Source organism: Methylobacter marinus A45 (assembly GCF_000383855.1).
GTDB lineage: Bacteria > Pseudomonadota > Gammaproteobacteria > Methylococcales > Methylomonadaceae > Methylobacter > Methylobacter marinus.
This window is the reverse complement of sequence record NZ_KB912877.1, coordinates 4,647,692-4,662,756: the sequence shown is the minus strand read 5'-3', so window position 1 is coordinate 4,662,756 and position 15,065 is coordinate 4,647,692. Positions and strand designations below refer to the sequence as shown.

Annotated in this window: 19 protein-coding genes; 13 read left to right on the top strand and 6 right to left on the bottom strand. The window is 49.8% G+C overall.

From position 1 onward, the window contains the following. Positions 1-24: 24 nt before the first annotated feature. The 3 genes from METMA_RS27910 to METMA_RS0121915 form a co-directional block, all read right to left on the bottom strand. Entirely contained in the window at positions 25-537 is a 513-nt protein-coding gene (locus METMA_RS27910; RefSeq protein WP_020161267.1) for a hypothetical protein, read from the bottom strand. Next, complete coding sequence (locus METMA_RS0121925) at positions 534-1,229, bottom strand: hypothetical protein (RefSeq protein ID WP_020161266.1); 696 nt, start codon at positions 1,227-1,229, stop codon at positions 534-536. The genes METMA_RS27910 and METMA_RS0121925 overlap by 4 nt, the downstream gene beginning before the upstream one ends. A 726-nt stretch (positions 1,230-1,955) precedes the next feature. After that, the gene (locus METMA_RS0121915) at positions 1,956-2,240 is read right to left on the bottom strand and encodes a hypothetical protein (RefSeq protein ID WP_020161264.1); all 285 of its coding nucleotides are present in this window, start codon (positions 2,238-2,240) and stop codon (positions 1,956-1,958) included. 737 nt (positions 2,241-2,977) lie between these two features. Here METMA_RS0121915 and METMA_RS25980 point away from each other — a divergent pair. Beyond that, positions 2,978-3,634, top strand: a complete 657-nt coding sequence (locus METMA_RS25980; protein WP_020161263.1) for a BRO-N domain-containing protein — start codon at positions 2,978-2,980, stop codon at positions 3,632-3,634. An 81-nt stretch (positions 3,635-3,715) separates the two neighbouring features. On the opposite strand, the gene METMA_RS27270 is transcribed toward METMA_RS25980, so the two are convergent. The 3 genes from METMA_RS27270 to METMA_RS0121895 form a co-directional block, all read right to left on the bottom strand. Further along, positions 3,716-4,066, bottom strand: coding sequence for a hypothetical protein (locus METMA_RS27270; protein WP_156830585.1), 351 nt, complete (start codon positions 4,064-4,066; stop codon positions 3,716-3,718). Positions 4,067-4,344: 278 nt separating this feature from the next. After that, positions 4,345-5,259: a hypothetical protein gene (locus METMA_RS25975; protein ID WP_020161261.1), complete on the bottom strand. Its 915-nt coding sequence runs from the start codon at positions 5,257-5,259 to the stop codon at positions 4,345-4,347. A 96-nt stretch (positions 5,260-5,355) separates the two neighbouring features. After that, the gene (locus METMA_RS0121895) at positions 5,356-5,787 is read right to left on the bottom strand and encodes a hypothetical protein (protein ID WP_040590762.1); all 432 of its coding nucleotides are present in this window, start codon (positions 5,785-5,787) and stop codon (positions 5,356-5,358) included. Between the two features lie 384 nt (positions 5,788-6,171). On the opposite strand from METMA_RS0121895, the gene METMA_RS0121890 reads away from it, so the two are divergent. The 12 genes from METMA_RS0121890 (at position 6,172) to METMA_RS27265 (ending at position 15,048) form a co-directional block, all read left to right on the top strand. Next, complete coding sequence (locus tag METMA_RS0121890) at positions 6,172-6,783, top strand: hypothetical protein (RefSeq protein WP_020161259.1); 612 nt, start codon at positions 6,172-6,174, stop codon at positions 6,781-6,783. A gap of 10 nt (positions 6,784-6,793) precedes the next feature. Beyond that, positions 6,794-7,849 (top strand): helix-turn-helix domain-containing protein, encoded by a 1,056-nt coding sequence (locus METMA_RS0121885; protein WP_198014581.1) that lies wholly within the window; start codon positions 6,794-6,796, stop codon positions 7,847-7,849. A gap of 307 nt (positions 7,850-8,156) precedes the next feature. Further along, the gene (locus tag METMA_RS25970) at positions 8,157-8,864 is read left to right on the top strand and encodes a Rha family transcriptional regulator (RefSeq protein ID WP_084254162.1); all 708 of its coding nucleotides are present in this window, start codon (positions 8,157-8,159) and stop codon (positions 8,862-8,864) included. Continuing rightward, the gene (locus METMA_RS0121875) at positions 8,864-9,082 is read left to right on the top strand and encodes a phage head-tail joining protein (RefSeq protein WP_020161256.1); all 219 of its coding nucleotides are present in this window, start codon (positions 8,864-8,866) and stop codon (positions 9,080-9,082) included. The genes METMA_RS25970 and METMA_RS0121875 overlap by 1 nt, the downstream gene beginning before the upstream one ends. Then, positions 9,082-10,536: a phage portal protein gene (locus tag METMA_RS0121870; protein WP_020161255.1), complete on the top strand. Its 1,455-nt coding sequence runs from the start codon at positions 9,082-9,084 to the stop codon at positions 10,534-10,536. The genes METMA_RS0121875 and METMA_RS0121870 overlap by 1 nt, the downstream gene beginning before the upstream one ends. A 4-nt stretch (positions 10,537-10,540) precedes the next feature. Further along, the gene (locus METMA_RS25965; RefSeq protein ID WP_020161254.1) at positions 10,541-11,881 is read left to right on the top strand and encodes a S49 family peptidase; all 1,341 of its coding nucleotides are present in this window, start codon (positions 10,541-10,543) and stop codon (positions 11,879-11,881) included. 9 nt (positions 11,882-11,890) lie between these two features. Next, the gene (locus METMA_RS25960; RefSeq protein ID WP_020161253.1) at positions 11,891-12,532 is read left to right on the top strand and encodes a head decoration protein; all 642 of its coding nucleotides are present in this window, start codon (positions 11,891-11,893) and stop codon (positions 12,530-12,532) included. 31 nt (positions 12,533-12,563) lie between these two features. Further along, positions 12,564-13,571, top strand: coding sequence for a major capsid protein (locus tag METMA_RS0121850; protein WP_020161252.1), 1,008 nt, complete (start codon positions 12,564-12,566; stop codon positions 13,569-13,571). Positions 13,572-13,575: 4 nt separating this feature from the next. Further along, positions 13,576-14,073: a hypothetical protein gene (locus tag METMA_RS0121845; protein WP_020161251.1), complete on the top strand. Its 498-nt coding sequence runs from the start codon at positions 13,576-13,578 to the stop codon at positions 14,071-14,073. Positions 14,074-14,078: 5 nt separating this feature from the next. After that, positions 14,079-14,408, top strand: a complete 330-nt coding sequence (locus METMA_RS0121840; RefSeq protein WP_020161250.1) for a phage holin family protein — start codon at positions 14,079-14,081, stop codon at positions 14,406-14,408. A gap of 56 nt (positions 14,409-14,464) precedes the next feature. Continuing rightward, the gene (locus tag METMA_RS25955) at positions 14,465-14,878 is read left to right on the top strand and encodes a phage tail fiber protein (protein WP_020161249.1); all 414 of its coding nucleotides are present in this window, start codon (positions 14,465-14,467) and stop codon (positions 14,876-14,878) included. Beyond that, a complete protein-coding gene (locus METMA_RS27265) occupies positions 14,878-15,048 on the top strand; it encodes a hypothetical protein (RefSeq protein WP_020161248.1) in 171 nt (56 codons plus the stop codon). Before METMA_RS25955 ends, METMA_RS27265 begins: the two co-directional genes overlap by 1 nt. The last annotated feature ends 17 nt before the right edge of the window (positions 15,049-15,065 follow it).

Genomic DNA, 15,065 nt, shown 5'->3' with positions numbered 1-15,065 from the left:
ATATCCGCATTGGGCGAAGTACAATTAATCGGTGAGAAAAAAATTAGCGTACTCCTCAGCCAATTTTTCAGATTCTTGAATCTCTTTAGTCGTCCAAGATGGCAAGCGACGAAAACGAATAATTGAAATTCTCTCTTTACTGTATTTAAATCCTTGTCTATAACCTATATACCAATAGAATAGCGCACCTGGTTTGACCAGAGATTGATCCTTATCATCAATTTCATCTCTAGATAAGACTATAAGTTCATCAGGATTATCACGATTTGTTAAATCTTCCAATCGTACGGTAAGCTCCTGATCAGTCGCACTTATAACTTTGCCGCTCCATCGTTGCTTAATATCTTCCCTTGGTCGATTAAGATCAAGAACTGGGGTAAGAAATTTAGGACTACATGGACGAATCTCAGGTTCTTTAGTGGACAAAAAGTCAGTGCCAGTTTTTCCATATCTATACTTGTTTTCTCCATATTCATGAGCATATTCTTGAATATTCGCAGTATTCTCCATTGGCGAGATAGCTATAGCCGTACTCATTTCACACCACCTAATTGTGATTCCATAATATTGTTTGTTAGTTCTTTTGCTAAATCCAGAGATTTATCCCAATTCTCTTTTAGTATTTCGATCATCGTAGCCGCACTTGCATCCGTAATTTCAACATGATTATTAATGTTAAACTCTAATGTATAGGGCCCAGCTTGAGGAAATACAGCTATTTTAGGTCGAACGTATCCTTCTAAATTGTCTGGCCTAGGTAAATTCATGGCCAATTCCCAAAGACCAAGCTCTTTTTGGCTATCTTCATCAAGCATATCTATGAAATTTGCAGCTTGTTTCCAATATTTTTGAGGCGCTAGTACGCTGCCGAAATGCATCCATTTATCTTCATTAGCTATCTTAATGATAGATCTAAAGTTCATGCCCATCTGCAATATCGGGGTTTCGCTCAATAAGGAAAATGTATGAATCACCAAATCTCTCATAGAAAGATATTCACTTTCTAGAGACGAGCGCATTGAGAACTTATTTAATAATACTGATATCTTGCATCCATTTAGCACATCCATTTGGGACATATCTGGCAAACTAATTATTTCATCCTTACTATAGTCCCATTCTGCAACAATTTCTTTGCGAATGAACCATTCTGGATGAAATATCTTAGGGTTCATGTTGCCAACTAAAACGATGCTCGCTTCCTCGTTGAGGATTTCCCAATGATTCATAGTCGTTTAAATGCCATAAATTTTATTTGCAACATATCAAACGTTTCATTCTACTACTACCTCCGTCTCTGGGCAAAAATCTAATGTGAACAAAGGGGCAGACTCGATTGATTTTTAACTCACGATCAATCTTGTCTAACCCCTTTGATTTCTCTGACGAATGCCTAACACTACGCTCCAATGCTTGCAAGTTGTGAGAAGATGAACTCCGCTTCATCCCTCATTCCCATTTCAAACAAATATTTTGCAAATACTCGCCACGGAGGAATGTTGCTCATGTATCCGGGATTATCAGAACTGGTACACATCCCACCTCCGGGGCCAGTGTAAAGACCACCACCAGGTCCGGTATATAATCCGCCTCCTGGGCCGGTATAGGCACCGCCACCTGGACCCGTATAGAGTCCACCCCCTGCCCCAGTGTAAAGTCCGCCTCCTGGCCCTGTATACATACCTCCGCCGGGACCGGTGTACATGCCTCCGTTAGGTCCGGTATAAGCGCCACCGTCTGGACCTGTGTACATTCCACCGCCAGGACCCGTATAAAGTCCGCCACCGGGACCTGTGTAGAGATTGCGAGGCCACATAGTTCTTATTCTCCTCTAAACAATGATTGATATTGCCTAACGCCTTGCTCAGGCGACCGCAAGAACGGCCCACTGAAACTAAAAATGAAACTCATAATTCGCGCCGCTCTTGCAGGTCTCTTGGAGTCGGGCGTTAGGACTAATGCTGCTTCCAATTGTTAGCTAACCAAGCCATTACGTTCTGTTGGCTTCGAACATCGCTAGGCAAATGGTCGTGTAACATCCTTTCTGCCTTTTGACCGGATGATTTCTGCTTCAATTCGTGCTTCTCGGCGAACTTGTTGATGAGATAAAGCACCTCGTAACCCTCTTTGCGGTTGAACAATGTGCTGTCAGGTTCACTGGTAACCTTCGGGTTGTCGCTGCCGTATGCCGTCCAGCTATAGTCGCTGTATTGAAGATCGCCTTTTGACATCAGTGCCATTTCGTTGTCTCCTTTGTCATTATTGCTTGGTAAAGAATTAGAGTCCTAACGTGATGTATACGACATTAAATGTCCAATAACCTGATGCATATGTCGTATAACTCCAGTTGTCTATTAGTAATTAATTGATTTTATGGTTATCCCTGAACTCAATGCCCCAGATCGTGGCAATAAATGCGACGTTCAACCAAAAACCAGTCAATGATCTTATTGCCCTTGATCATCAGATTCTAGATAGTGGGCTAAGGGTTTTTCTATAATTATATATTAGCTCAATCTGTAGCGCGACATTAAGCTGGCGATTAAGAAAAAGATAGAGCCAGGGTGGGGTGGCTAGAATGCAGGTAAGGCGGTAATTACCATAAATTTGCATGGCAATTATGGGTATTTATGCCCATTCCTCAAGACAGGAATAAATGAGAAAATTGATACAGCTTAATCTGATTTTGCTCTCACCTGATTTTACTTGCCATTGACATGCCAGACATATCCAAGCTATGCTTCAAGCGTCGCCCACAATGGCGGCACGGGATTGGCCTCCCGGGAATTCTCTGGCGAAAACCGCATTTCGCGGTTTTTTTATGCGCAAAATTCAGTCTCATTGTAATGTCGGGGCTGAGTGGGCACCCTTCGGGGTGGCCGGTTCCAGAGAGCCGGTAGGCCAACCTGCTCAGTCTCGGCACCATGATTGGCCTCATGGTGCCGAGTAACATCATTTATTATCTCTGGAGCCCATCATGACCGCATTATCATTATCATTTCATAATATTCAATTTGACGTTATTGATCACGCTGGACAGCCTTGGTTAAGGGGACCCCAGATCGGGGACGCCTTGGGTTATGTGAAAGGCCGTATTTCGATAGATAAGATCTATAAGTCAAACGCCGACGAATTCACCGACAGCATGACCGCCCTGGTCGAGCTGGACACTAACGGCGGCAAGCAGCAGGTCAGAATATTTTCACTTCGTGGCTGTCATCTTCTAGCCATGTTCGCCCGCACCAAAGTCGCCAAGAAATTCAGAAAATGGGTGCTGGATATTTTGGATCAATATACCCGCACGCAAGCTATGGAAGGCGAAATGCCGCTGAGCGCAGAGGTTAAATCAGCGATCGCAAACCGAGCCCGCGCATTGAACCTGGAACATTACGACCACATCAGAGGCCAGATCGTTAAAGCCGTCCAAGAGCGGGGCAGAGGACTTGAAGGCGAAGACCTGATCGATTTCATCAATTCCATCGGCCTGCCCAACAGCGACTTGGTTGTCATCCATAGCGCCGATCTATGGCATGTGACAACCAGCATTCCGTGCATGGAAATGATGATGCAGTCCGGCATGAGGGCCGTGCACGAACTCGAGCGAATTACAGGCAGAAACTGGTATGGGCGTTGATAAGCGCCGGCGTTAACCGGTTTTCGTAGTGATGCTTGTTTTGTGCTATTCAAGCACAAAACAAGCAGTGAATAGGTATTGTTATTTATACTTAGGCTTAATATCTTTATGGGCCAAGATGGATTTAGCAAGTTCAAATCTCAAAATCTCATTACCATTAACGGCTACAAAGGGGCTGCGACTTTCATGTTGCACTTTGCCATTATAAAATTCAACAGCACAACCATCGGTTTGACTATTATAAATTTTATAATCGTGAAAAGATCTTACCTCATTTCTTCCTACATTAGATTCATCGTCTGGATAATATTGAGTTATTCGCCCGAACTCTCCGCCTGATTGAAAATAAACTGTCACCCTATCCCGATACATGTGATCGCCAGTGTAACCAATAATATTCCTTGCTTGGTAAAAGTCGTCTCTATAACCCATAGTTATTATTCTCTATATTAGTATTTATTTAGCTCGATTTCGGATCAAAGGGGGGACTCGATTGATTTTTAACTCGCAATCAATCGAGTCCCCCTTTGATGTGCCTTTGATGGAAATCCTGAAATACTGCCATGTTTTTTATAGAATTAATTCTCTTAATTCCGTCGCTCGTATAGATCTCGTTATTATTATGCCCAACGCTTGGTTAAGCGGCGGCGCCACTGATCCCGACCGCGAAGCGCCGCATGCCTTTCCGGCGTCCCCGCTCCAACCTGAAGTTAGGGCTGCGTTTCGGCATAACGACGCTCCAAGTTCGAGAGATATGCGTCCCACCAATCAATGGCCTCGTTCAAAACATCGCGTTGATCTCTGCCCTTATATGGGCCGCTTGTCATCTTATAGTGGAACAACGTCGGCTCGCCGGGTTCTGACCACTGCTCACCATTCTTGAGATTGACATGCAACGTTCCGGGCCTAATCGTAACACCCTGCCCGGCACCCAACCGGTATTCCTTCAGTATGTTGTTTCGCTCATCTTCGATGAACTGCCAGAAGATCTTAGGCTCTGGCTTTGTTGAAACGAGTTTATCCCATGCTTCGCTAACCAGCTGTTCCATAGTCTGGTCGCTTGAGGCGTCCACTTTGCGCAACGTATGTCCGACCGCACGTAATAGTGCGACTGCCGCGACCCACTTGATACGCCACTCTCTGCCGGTCACGCCATCCTTGATCTCGGCGGCCGCTACTTTGCAATCCTCAAGAACTTCACGCGCATGCTTCGTCATGACGAGCCCTAACGATTGAGGTAATCGGATGCCGCGCTGGGCGGACAGCTCAAGCGGCGGCGGTTTCCGGCAGTCTGATTGACTGACCTGTTGGGCTGAGATGTTCATCGGACGATAAAGATCTTCAAAAACGTCTTCCGGCATCCAAGTCTCATACTCCAATGGCGTTCCAAGCTTACGGATGACGAGATACCCAAGGAATATTCGCCCACAGCTAGGCGGTGGCTGCATCTTGCGCGAACTAGCCGACTTATTGAATCGAATTTTGTAATCAATATTCGCGATCTGCACAGCAAGAACCTTCTTGCCGTAAAGAGTGCCTGTTTTGCGGTCACAAGCCAAATAGGGAGTCATATCAGCATCCGTAACGAATGGGCGCTTTTCCCAATTGAGCAGCTTTTCTTCCATCAGACTTCCTCCATTTCTCTTTGTTAGGTCCAACGCTTGAGCTCAACGGCGGCCCGTCAGGGCCGTCCGCTGCGGCGCGAATTGTTGTGTGTGAGGTTATCCGTTGTCGCCGTCACCTGGGGAAGTAGGAGCGTTACGCGACGATGAAACTCCCTTGGCGATCGCGAAACCAGAAACCGCCGACAGGATGGGCAACCCCGCCTCAGCTGAGATGGTCTTTGTGAGCATCAGTATGGCCAAGATAATGATGATGAACGCGGCAATTACCACTTGCCCATAAGTAGACCAAAACTCGTTCCGCTTCTGCAGGTAATCCGAGTAAGCCTCATTTAGATACTTAGGAATGTTTGGGCGGATATTACGCTGCGTCAAGAAGTCCAAGTAGATCTCGTAGTGGACGAATCCCCGCTCTTTGTCAGAGAAGGCCTTCCATGCGAAGAAGACTATGGCACCTGTGATTAGGATGCCTATGGCTCCAACAAAGATGACAATCCAGAACATGTCCATTGAGATTTGGTGCTCCATCATTCCTCCTCACACATAACGTGATGTATACGACATTAAATATCCAATAATCTGATGCATATGTCGTATAACTCCAGTTGTCTATTAGTAATCAATTGATTTTATGGTTATACCTGAACTCAATGTTCCAGATTGCGGCAATAAATGCGACACTCAACCAAAAACCAGCCAGTGACCTTATTGCCCTTGGTCATCAGATTCTAGATAGTGGGCTAAGGGTTTTTCCATCAGTATATATTAGCTCAAATTGTAGCGCTACATTAAGCTGATGACCATGAGGAACGGCCCAGTTGTTAAAGGTCGATTTGAGTTACTTGACAAATGGCAAAATTAGCAATAAAGTTTACTTGACAAATCATTAATACAGCCAAGTTTACGGAGAAAATTTTGGATAATAGCACTCCAGTTTTTTTTAATTCAGATTTAAAAGCCGATCGTTTAAATTTTATTTCACGCTTGTTACTAGACGCTCGTTATAGTGCTTTGAACGATGCGAATACAGAATTAGATGATAATTACTGCAAAGGCACTCTAGCTTTCGGGCGTCAGAGGCAGGCAATCATTCAAGCTTGCTTGAAGAAACAATATCCATGGTTAACTGTCTCTCATGCCGGGACGGATGTGATATTTAAAATTGGTTCTGTAATTGTTCGTTTTTTTACGGATAATTCACGCCATCCTAGGAAGCCAAGGGTTTTGATACCCACAGTAGCTGAATCTACACAACTCGGAATTTTTGAGCCAAGTAGTAATGAAGTTGTGTTGTGGCGCTTTATCGTTGAAAAAGCAATGAATGATGAAGATGTCGATACTGTCTACTTTATTGGGATTAATGAGTTTAATGAGATTATATGTCGATGGACCTATGAAGGCTCTGTTCCGGTTCTACACAGCATAGATGATTCAACGCCACACGAAAAAGAATTGCCACCGGCATCTGTAACACCCAAATTCAAAGATGAAAAATCTAACCCCAAACTAGACGATGTTCAACGGTAATGAGTTACGATTGGCAAGACAATATCATGGGCTGTCTTTGAATGAGCTTGCCAATTCGATAGAAAAATCACGTCAATATATACATCAGTTAGAGACTGGAAGAACTGAACCAACCGAACAGACTATTAAGCTATTGGCCGATACTTTAAAAGTTTTGCCAAGTTTCTTTTGCACTTCGGGACAAACGTATTTTGCAGAGGAGCAATTTCACTTTAGAAAAAATGTCACAACCAAAGTAGTTTATAAACAAACAGTGAAAGCACGTGGTGAGTTTTTTGAAAGAATTGTTAAATTTATTGATGAAAAATTAAATTTACCTGAAGTTGATTTCCCCAGCATTGATGTGGAAACCAATGAGGAGATTGAAAAAGCAGCTGAAAAAACTCGTAGTCATTGGGATTTAGGTATGGGCCCCATTTCAAATATGGTTCGCGTAGTTGAAAATGCGGGTGCTGTTGTAACGTATTTTGATGGCGTTTCTACTTCTGTCGATGCTTTATCCATTACAGCAAAAAGACCCATTATTATCCGCAATGATTCTAAACAAAGTCCTTACCGATTAAGGTTTGATCTTGCTCATGAAACAGGGCATCTGATTATGCATGAAGGACAAGTTACGGGTGATAGATTGACCGAATTGCAAGCAAATAGATTTGCATCGGCCTTTCTTATGCCTAGAACTACATTTTCTAAAGACTTCATGATGTTTGGGAATCGAGGTAGTAGGATTAGTTGGCAAGGTCTTTCTGATATTAAATTGAAATGGAAAGTAAGCAAAGCAGCTATTTTATATAGAGCTAAAGATCTAAATCTGATCGATTCTGATCAATACAGAAGTGCAATTATAGGATTAAAAAAGCGCGGTGAAGGTATTGTTGAATCAGAAGATCATTTTATAGAAAAAGAAAAATATGAATTGTTGAATAATGCATTTGCTTGTTTAGATCAGTATTATCAAATTAAAGCTAATGAATTTGCTGAGTTTTTTAAAGTAAAATCTGACTTTTTTTCTGTTCTTGTGGATATTCCCAAGAATCGGCCTAAATTACAATTAGTTGGCAATTAGGATCAATGGGGGATAATCGAAATTTACCAGGAATTCAGCTTGGCTGCTAATTAGAAATAGCACTAGCTGTGCAGTGAGGGAATTAAAATCCAATAAATTTCACCATCAATAATCCATTTGACAACCTGCCCAAAAATCCACTATATTTTCCCAAACTGGTAAAAAACCGCCCGGAGCGATCTCGGCGGTTTTTTTATGCCCATAAGATTTTAGCAGACCCGCTCAGGCTTGCCTGACGCGGGTTTTTTTATGCCCGTAAGAAATTGACGACGCACCCGCCCGGAGCTTGCCCGGCGCGGGTTTTTTAATGCCTGAAAAAAACTCCCGCAAGGGGAATGGTTCCCTACGAACATTGTTGAAGATGACAGATCTGGTAATTATTAACTCGAATAAAGAAGCGGTGACTTCGCATATCAGCATTGCCGAAGGTATGGAGGTGACTCAGGATTCTTCTTTGCAGCTTATTAAGCGGTACAAGGCTGATTTAGAGGAGTTTGGAAGGGTGCGATTTCAAATCGTACCCTTCCAAACAAAGGGCGGCGTTCAAAAACACAAGGAATACATGCTCAATCGCGATCAAGCCCTATTTTTGATCACTTTGATGCGAAATAACCAGCGAACCGTGGCGTTCAAAAAACGGTTGGTGAAGCAGTTTTCGGAAATGGAAGCCTGGATTAAAGAGCGCCTGCAGTCGTCCGTCGAATATAAAGTGATGTCGTCCATCCTTAAGGACGCTCGCGCATTGGCCGGAAAAGAGACCGAAAGCCATCATTATGCGAATGAAGCCAAACTCGTCAACTGGGCGATGACGGGAGCGTACAAGGCCTTCGACAAAGCGGCATTGTCCCAGGAAGAAATGGAATTGTTAAACGATCTGCAAGCCCGGAACGCCGTGCTGATCGGCGCCGGCATGACGCGCGAAAACAGGAAAGAGTCGTTGAGAATAATGGCCGCGCTGAATCGAAATCGCTTGGGTGCCGGCTCTTCAAGCCGCTGTTCCAGGGAGGAACTCTAATGGCCTGGACTCAAGACGACCTTGACCGAATCAAGCGCGCGATTGCCCAAGGCGTGCGCCGCGTGCAATTCAAGGACCGGTTGATCGAATACAACTCGATCAGCGAGATGCTGAAAGCTCGCGAAGCTATCGAAAAAGACCTCAACGACCAGGCTGCGCAGGCCGCCGGCGTGACCCGGCCGCGCGGCTACCGGGCCAGAACCTCCCGGGGTTATTGATGCGGATGTTGCGCTATAAAAAGCCGGTCTCGCTGATCGTCGGACTCGACGGCAAGCCGTTGGCGGCCGAAAGCCGGGCCTACGAAGCCAGCGCCCAGGGGCGGCGCCTGGGCTCGTTCGATGCACCGGATCTGAGCCCGAACCAGGCGGCGACGGCGGAGCTGACTATCCTGCGCCGCCGGATGCGGGCCAGCGTGCGTAACAACCCGTGGATGTCCCGGGGGCTGAAGGCCGATGTCGCCAACGAGACCGGCACCGGCATCATTCCGCGTTCCAAGGCCAGCAACAAGGCGTTCCGCAAAGCCATCCGCACCTTGTGGAACGATTGGCTGCCGTTCGCCGATGCCGACGGCATTTTGAACGCTTACGGCATCCAGTGGAGCGCCGTGCGGGGGCGCAAGGAAGCCGGCGAGGTCTTCATCCGCATCCGTCAGCGCCGGCCTGAAGACGGTTTGCCGGTACCGGTTCAGTTTCAGGTGCTGGAGGCCGATTTCTGCCCGGTCAACATGAACGAAAAGGCGCCCAACGGCAATGATATCGTTTCCGGCATCGAATTCAATGCCATCGGCAAGCGCGTCGCGTATTGGATGTACAAAAAGCATCCGGCGGAGAAGGGCGGTTGGACTTATAACGAGCTGACCCGGGTGCCGGCCGAGCAAATCATTCATCACTTTATTCCGCTGCGTCCGGGGCAGTTGCGCGGCAATCCGGACGCCGTGCAGGCCATCGTCCGTTCCTATCTGTACGACAAATACGACGATGCCGAGCTGGGGCGCAAGGAAACCCGTGCGCACTACACCGGCGTGATCCGCCGGCCCGATTACGGCGCCGACGACTACCGCTTCGACCCGATCTCGGGCGTGCCGATCGGGCTGGACGATGACGGCGTGCCGATGCTGGATCTGGAGCCGGGTTCGTTCCCCAGCCTGCTGCCTGGCGAAGATGTCACGCTGTTCGACGGCGACGACGGCGGCGCCGGCTACGCGGATTTCCAGTGGCAGCAGAAACTGGCGATCGCGGCCGGTCAGGATGTGCCGTACGAACTGACGACCGGCGATTACAGCCGCATCAACGACCGCGTCTGGCGTGCGATTGTGAACCAATACCGGCGCGAAATCGAGCAGACCCAGGATCTGTTCACGATTCATCAGGTATGCCGGGTGATGTGGGAAGCCTTCATCGATGCGGCGGTATTGGTCGGCGCCGTCGAAGCGCCCGGTTACGAGACCCGGCGTTTCGATTATATCCGCACCGACCATCGGGCGCCGGCCTGGCCGTACATCAACCCGTTGCAGGATGCCAACGCCGCCAAGATTCTGAAAGAGGAAGGGCTGGAATCGCGGCAGGCGCTGGTGGCCGAGCGCGGCTGGGATGTCGAAGATGTCGACGAACAGCGCGCGGAAGACAAGCAACGCGAAAAGAAACTCGGTTTAACCGACTCAACCCATCAGTGACGTTATGAGCAACCCGATTAAATTATTGACCCGTTTATTCAGCCGCAACAGCGCTAACGCCGTGGTGACTGAAATCTACGCCAAGGCGGTCAACCAGCCGCTGTTCGTGCATCCGGCCCTGGGCGAAATGATCGTGCAGGGCTATCTGCATGCCGATGTCAACCAGCTGGCCGGGGATGCCGGTCAGCGCGGCATGGACAAGACCGAAGCGACGGTCGGCATACTCGATATTTCCGGGGCCTTGGTGTCGCGTTACACACCAGGCCCATGCAGCGCCGGTCCATTGAGCTACGAGGAAATCCGCGACAACTTCGATGCGATGATGGCCGACCCCGGCATCAAAACCATTATCGGCCGCTTCGATACCCCGGGCGGCATGGCCGCGCAAAACATGGATCTGACCGACCATATTTACCAGGCGCGCGGCCAGGGCAAGCGCCTGATCGCGATGGTCGACGACATGGCCTATTCGGCTGGTTTCGCGCTGGCGTCCGCGTTCGATGAAATCTGGATTACCCGTACCAGCGGCGTCGGTTCGGTCGGCGTGGTCAGCTATCACATCGATCAATCCGACTTTAACAACAAGCTGGGCGTCAAGATCGAATACCTGCATGCAGGCGCCCGCAAAATCGACGGCAACCCGCACGAACCTTTGGGCGATGAGGCCAGGGCAAACTTCATGGGCGAAATTTCCCGTTTGTACGACCTGTTTGCGTCGACGGTCGCGCGTAATCTGGGGCTCAGCGTAGAGGCGGTAAAAGCGACGGAAGCGGGCACGTTCCACGGCGAACGGGCGGTTGAAGCCGGCTTCGCGCACAAGATCGGCACCTTCAGCGACCTGCTGCAATCGCTGATCCCTCAGGGCCATGATCATGTCGTCACGGTGACGATGGAGGATCAGGGCGGCATGACTCCGCAGCAAGAACAGTCCGGCCTGTCTGAGCCGGAACAGCCAGAAGATCATGCCCTGGATGATGGAGAAGAGGAATCTCAAGGCGGCGAATCTTCGCAGCCGGCAGCGAGCAGCAAAACGTACAAGGAAAAACTTGAGGATCAGAAAAAACGCCGCGATCCGGACGGCATCGAGGTCGACTCAAAAGCCAAAATAGCCGCCGAGATCCGCGCGATCTGCGCCGCCGCAAAAGTGCCGGAAGCGGCCGCGAATTACATTACCGCCGGCACCGATGTCGAGCAGGTGCGCGCCGATCTGTTCGCCATGCTCACGGCGGGCGAGATCGAGATCAGCAACGCCTTGCCGGCCAAACTGGTGGAAACCGCGCAACAAACCGCACAGCCGTCCGCCGGCAGCATTTACCGCAAACGCCAACAACATTTCAAACGATAGGAAAACATCATGGCCACACTCACTGAAAAAGCCCACGCCGGCGAATTTATTCTCACCGAAGTCGATGCGGCGTTCCGCGAAAAAATCACCGTCATTTCAGGACAGAACCTGATGGCCGGTACCGTCCTGGGGCGCATTGAAACTGACGGCGCCACTGCCGCGGCCGATGCCGGCAATACCGGGGACGGCGCCATGGGCGAGATTACCGTTAGCGCAGGCGTGCAGGAGGGCGATTACCTTTTGACAATTACCGCTGCGGCCACCAATGCCGGCAATTTCCAGGTCACCGATCCGCAGGGCGATGTCGTCGGGGTCGGTACGGTCGGCGCGGCCTTCAGCGGTGGCGGCTTGTCCTTCACGCTGGCTGACGGCGCGGCGGATTTTATTGTCGGCGATACCATCACGATCACCGTAGCGCCCGGCTCCAAAAAATACACCCTGCATGATCCGGCTGCGACTGATGGCAGCCAGCATGCCGCCGGGATTCTGTACGCCGTCGTCGATGCGTCACTGGCCGATGCCAAAGGCGTGGGCATCACCCGATTGGCGACCGTTGCCGACGTGTCGCTGACTTGGAAAACCGGCATCAGCGCCGACGCCAAGGCGGCGGCCATCGCGCGCATGGCTGAACAGCATCTGCTGGTCCGCTAACACAAGATTTTAACCGTTTGGAGAAAAACGCATGCCATCCTTAGATATTTTTAACGATGACGCTTTCGGCGTCGTCAACCTGACCGCCGCCATCAATGACGCTGCCGAAGGGCAGGCCGTTCCCGGCATTATCGACGATTTGTTCCAGGAAGAGGGCATCACCAGCACCGCCGTTTTCATCGAGCGCGACGGCGATACCTTGACTCTGGTTCCCACAGGCGAACGCGGCGCTCCAGGCAGCGCATCCGGCAAATCGAAACGCCAGGCGATTCCATTCAGCACCGTGCATTTGCCGGTCGTCGACGGCATCAATGCCGATGAAGTGCAAAACGTGCGGGTGTTCGGTTCCGAAACGGAACTTCAGACCGTGGAAGGCATGGTCAACAAGCGTCTTATGAAAATGCGCAAACGCCTGGATGCGACGTTGGCTTTTCACCGGATCGGGGCGCTCAAGGGGCAGGTGCTGGATTCGGACGGCGCCACGGTCCTGCTGGACGCATTCACCTCGTTCGGCGTCACGCAGCAATCCGTGGGGATGGCGTTGACGACTGAGACGACCAAAGTGCGCGACAAGATCGTCACGGCCAAGCGCAAAGCCGAAGACGTGATCGGCGATTCCGGCGTCATTACCGGCTGGCGGGCGGTATGCGGGCGCAATTTCTTCGACGCCTTTGTCGGCCATCCTGCCATAGAGGCCGCCTATGCCGGCTGGAGCGAAGCGGCCAACGTCCTGCTCGGCGATCATCGCGCGGCCGGTTTCCGTGTCGCCGACGTCGAGTGGCGTGAATATTACGGCAAGGTCGGCGGCGTCGCGTTCATCGATCCGGATGAAGCGTATTTGATCCCTATCGTTGACGGCCTGTTTATCACCCGCTACGCCCCGGCCGATTATATGGAAACCGTCAATACCATCGGCTTGCCGTATTACGCCAAACAGGAGCCAAGACGGTTCAACAAAGGCATTGACATGGAGGCGCAGTCCAACCCGTTCAATATCTGCACCAAGCCGCGCGCGATTATCAAGCTGACCAAGGTTTAACCTGATGCCGGCATTGATTCTGCCTTATTTGCTAACCGCCGCGCTGTCGTTCGGCGGCGGGTTTTATTTGGCGCATGAACTGAACGCCGCCAAAGTGGCGCGTATTGAATTAGCGGTCGAACAAGCCAATGCCGAAGCCGCCGCGCAGTTCCATGCTGCGCAAGAATTAGCCAACAAGGCGCAGCTAAAAGCCCTCGCCACTAACCGAGAACTGGATAAATCACATGAAGCTTTTATTGCGACCGTTAATGATTACAGGCGCCAGTTGGATGCTCTTAGCGTGCCAGTCCCAGCAGCCTGGAAAAGTCGTAATGGTGACGTGTCCGCCGGTGACAGTGCCGGCATTTCTGCTGCAGCCGCCGCCGAAGCCGAACTTGCAGAAGCGGTTGGTCGAATTGTTAGAGAAGAGGGCGCCAAAGGCGATGCAGCGGGGATCTACGCCAACAGCGCCCATATCTGGGCGTTAACGCTGAATTCAAATAGTGAAAAAAAAGGGAGATGACAATAATGCCTGAAAAAGACCCACTTTCTTACTCACTATTAACCTATGCCTGGGTGTTCTGCCTGTCAGTATTCGGCGGCTCGGCGGGCTACCTGCGCAAAATCCGTTCCGGACTGATTGCCCGGTTCTCCATTACTGAATTGGCCGGCGAATGGGTGATCAGCGCGTTTGTCGGCGTCGTGACGTTTTATTTATGCGAATGGTCGGCGATGCCTGGCGTGCTGTCGGCAGCCTTGATCGGCATTGCCAGCCACATGGGCAGCCGGGCTATTTTTATATTGGAGACGGCCGCCGACCGGGCCTTTCAGCGCTTTATCGAAGCTAGAAGACCGTGATCGGCATCAAAATATAATTTTTTAACTGTAGTGAGAAAAACAATTAAGAGGCGTCAATGTCAGCATTCACTAATTATTTAGAAGAAGAGATCCTGAAGCATATTTTCAGAACCGGTTCATTCACCAAGCCGGCGGCGCTCTACGTTGGCCTTATGACAGCCGTATCCGACGGCGAGACCGGCACGGTAGCGGAAGTGTCGGGCGGCGGTTATGCGCGCGTTTCTGTGGCCCCGGATGATTCGAACTGGGATGCGGCTGTCGGAGGAAACGGCACCACGGCCAATACTAACGCCATCACGTTTCCGGAAGTGACAGCCGATTGGGGCACCGTCACGCATTTTGGCATCTGGGATGCCAGTGCAAATGGCAACCTGTTGGTTTATGCGGCATTGACAGTGCCTCGCAACATCACCAGCGGATCGACGCCAGATTTTGCAGCCGGCGCGCTGACCGTGCAGATCGACAATTAGTGGCCGAACCGGCTGATGAAAGCAGAGATGATGAATTAGATAGGGATATTTTAAATTTAGGCAATAGAGCGTCGGCCTATTGCGATAAAGATAAATTGCTACCACAGCAAAAAATGCGTTTCAAACTGGAAGATTATTTTAACTTCGATAATAGAAATAACTGGGCGTAACGATGCCAATACTCTCG

Coding starts and splice junctions, on each gene's coding strand:
- METMA_RS25980 (WP_020161263.1), top strand. CDS start 2,978: ATGACCGCATTATCATTATCATTTCATAATATTCAATTTGACGTTATT.
- METMA_RS25965 (WP_020161254.1), top strand. CDS start 10,541: ATGAGCAACCCGATTAAATTATTGACCCGTTTATTCAGCCGCAACAGC.
- METMA_RS25955 (WP_020161249.1), top strand. CDS start 14,465: ATGTCAGCATTCACTAATTATTTAGAAGAAGAGATCCTGAAGCATATT.
- METMA_RS0121895 (WP_040590762.1), bottom strand. CDS start 5,787: ATGATGGAGCACCAAATCTCAATGGACATGTTCTGGATTGTCATCTTT.
- METMA_RS0121915 (WP_020161264.1), bottom strand. CDS start 2,240: ATGGCACTGATGTCAAAAGGCGATCTTCAATACAGCGACTATAGCTGG.
- METMA_RS0121875 (WP_020161256.1), top strand. CDS start 8,864: ATGGCCTGGACTCAAGACGACCTTGACCGAATCAAGCGCGCGATTGCC.
- METMA_RS0121870 (WP_020161255.1), top strand. CDS start 9,082: ATGCGGATGTTGCGCTATAAAAAGCCGGTCTCGCTGATCGTCGGACTC.
- METMA_RS0121850 (WP_020161252.1), top strand. CDS start 12,564: ATGCCATCCTTAGATATTTTTAACGATGACGCTTTCGGCGTCGTCAAC.
- METMA_RS0121840 (WP_020161250.1), top strand. CDS start 14,079: ATGCCTGAAAAAGACCCACTTTCTTACTCACTATTAACCTATGCCTGG.
- METMA_RS25970 (WP_084254162.1), top strand. CDS start 8,157: ATGCCTGAAAAAAACTCCCGCAAGGGGAATGGTTCCCTACGAACATTG.
- METMA_RS0121925 (WP_020161266.1), bottom strand. CDS start 1,229: ATGAATCATTGGGAAATCCTCAACGAGGAAGCGAGCATCGTTTTAGTT.
- METMA_RS25975 (WP_020161261.1), bottom strand. CDS start 5,259: ATGGAAGAAAAGCTGCTCAATTGGGAAAAGCGCCCATTCGTTACGGAT.
- METMA_RS25960 (WP_020161253.1), top strand. CDS start 11,891: ATGGCCACACTCACTGAAAAAGCCCACGCCGGCGAATTTATTCTCACC.
- METMA_RS27910 (WP_020161267.1), bottom strand. CDS start 537: ATGAGTACGGCTATAGCTATCTCGCCAATGGAGAATACTGCGAATATT.
- METMA_RS0121845 (WP_020161251.1), top strand. CDS start 13,576: ATGCCGGCATTGATTCTGCCTTATTTGCTAACCGCCGCGCTGTCGTTC.
- METMA_RS27270 (WP_156830585.1), bottom strand. CDS start 4,066: ATGGGTTATAGAGACGACTTTTACCAAGCAAGGAATATTATTGGTTAC.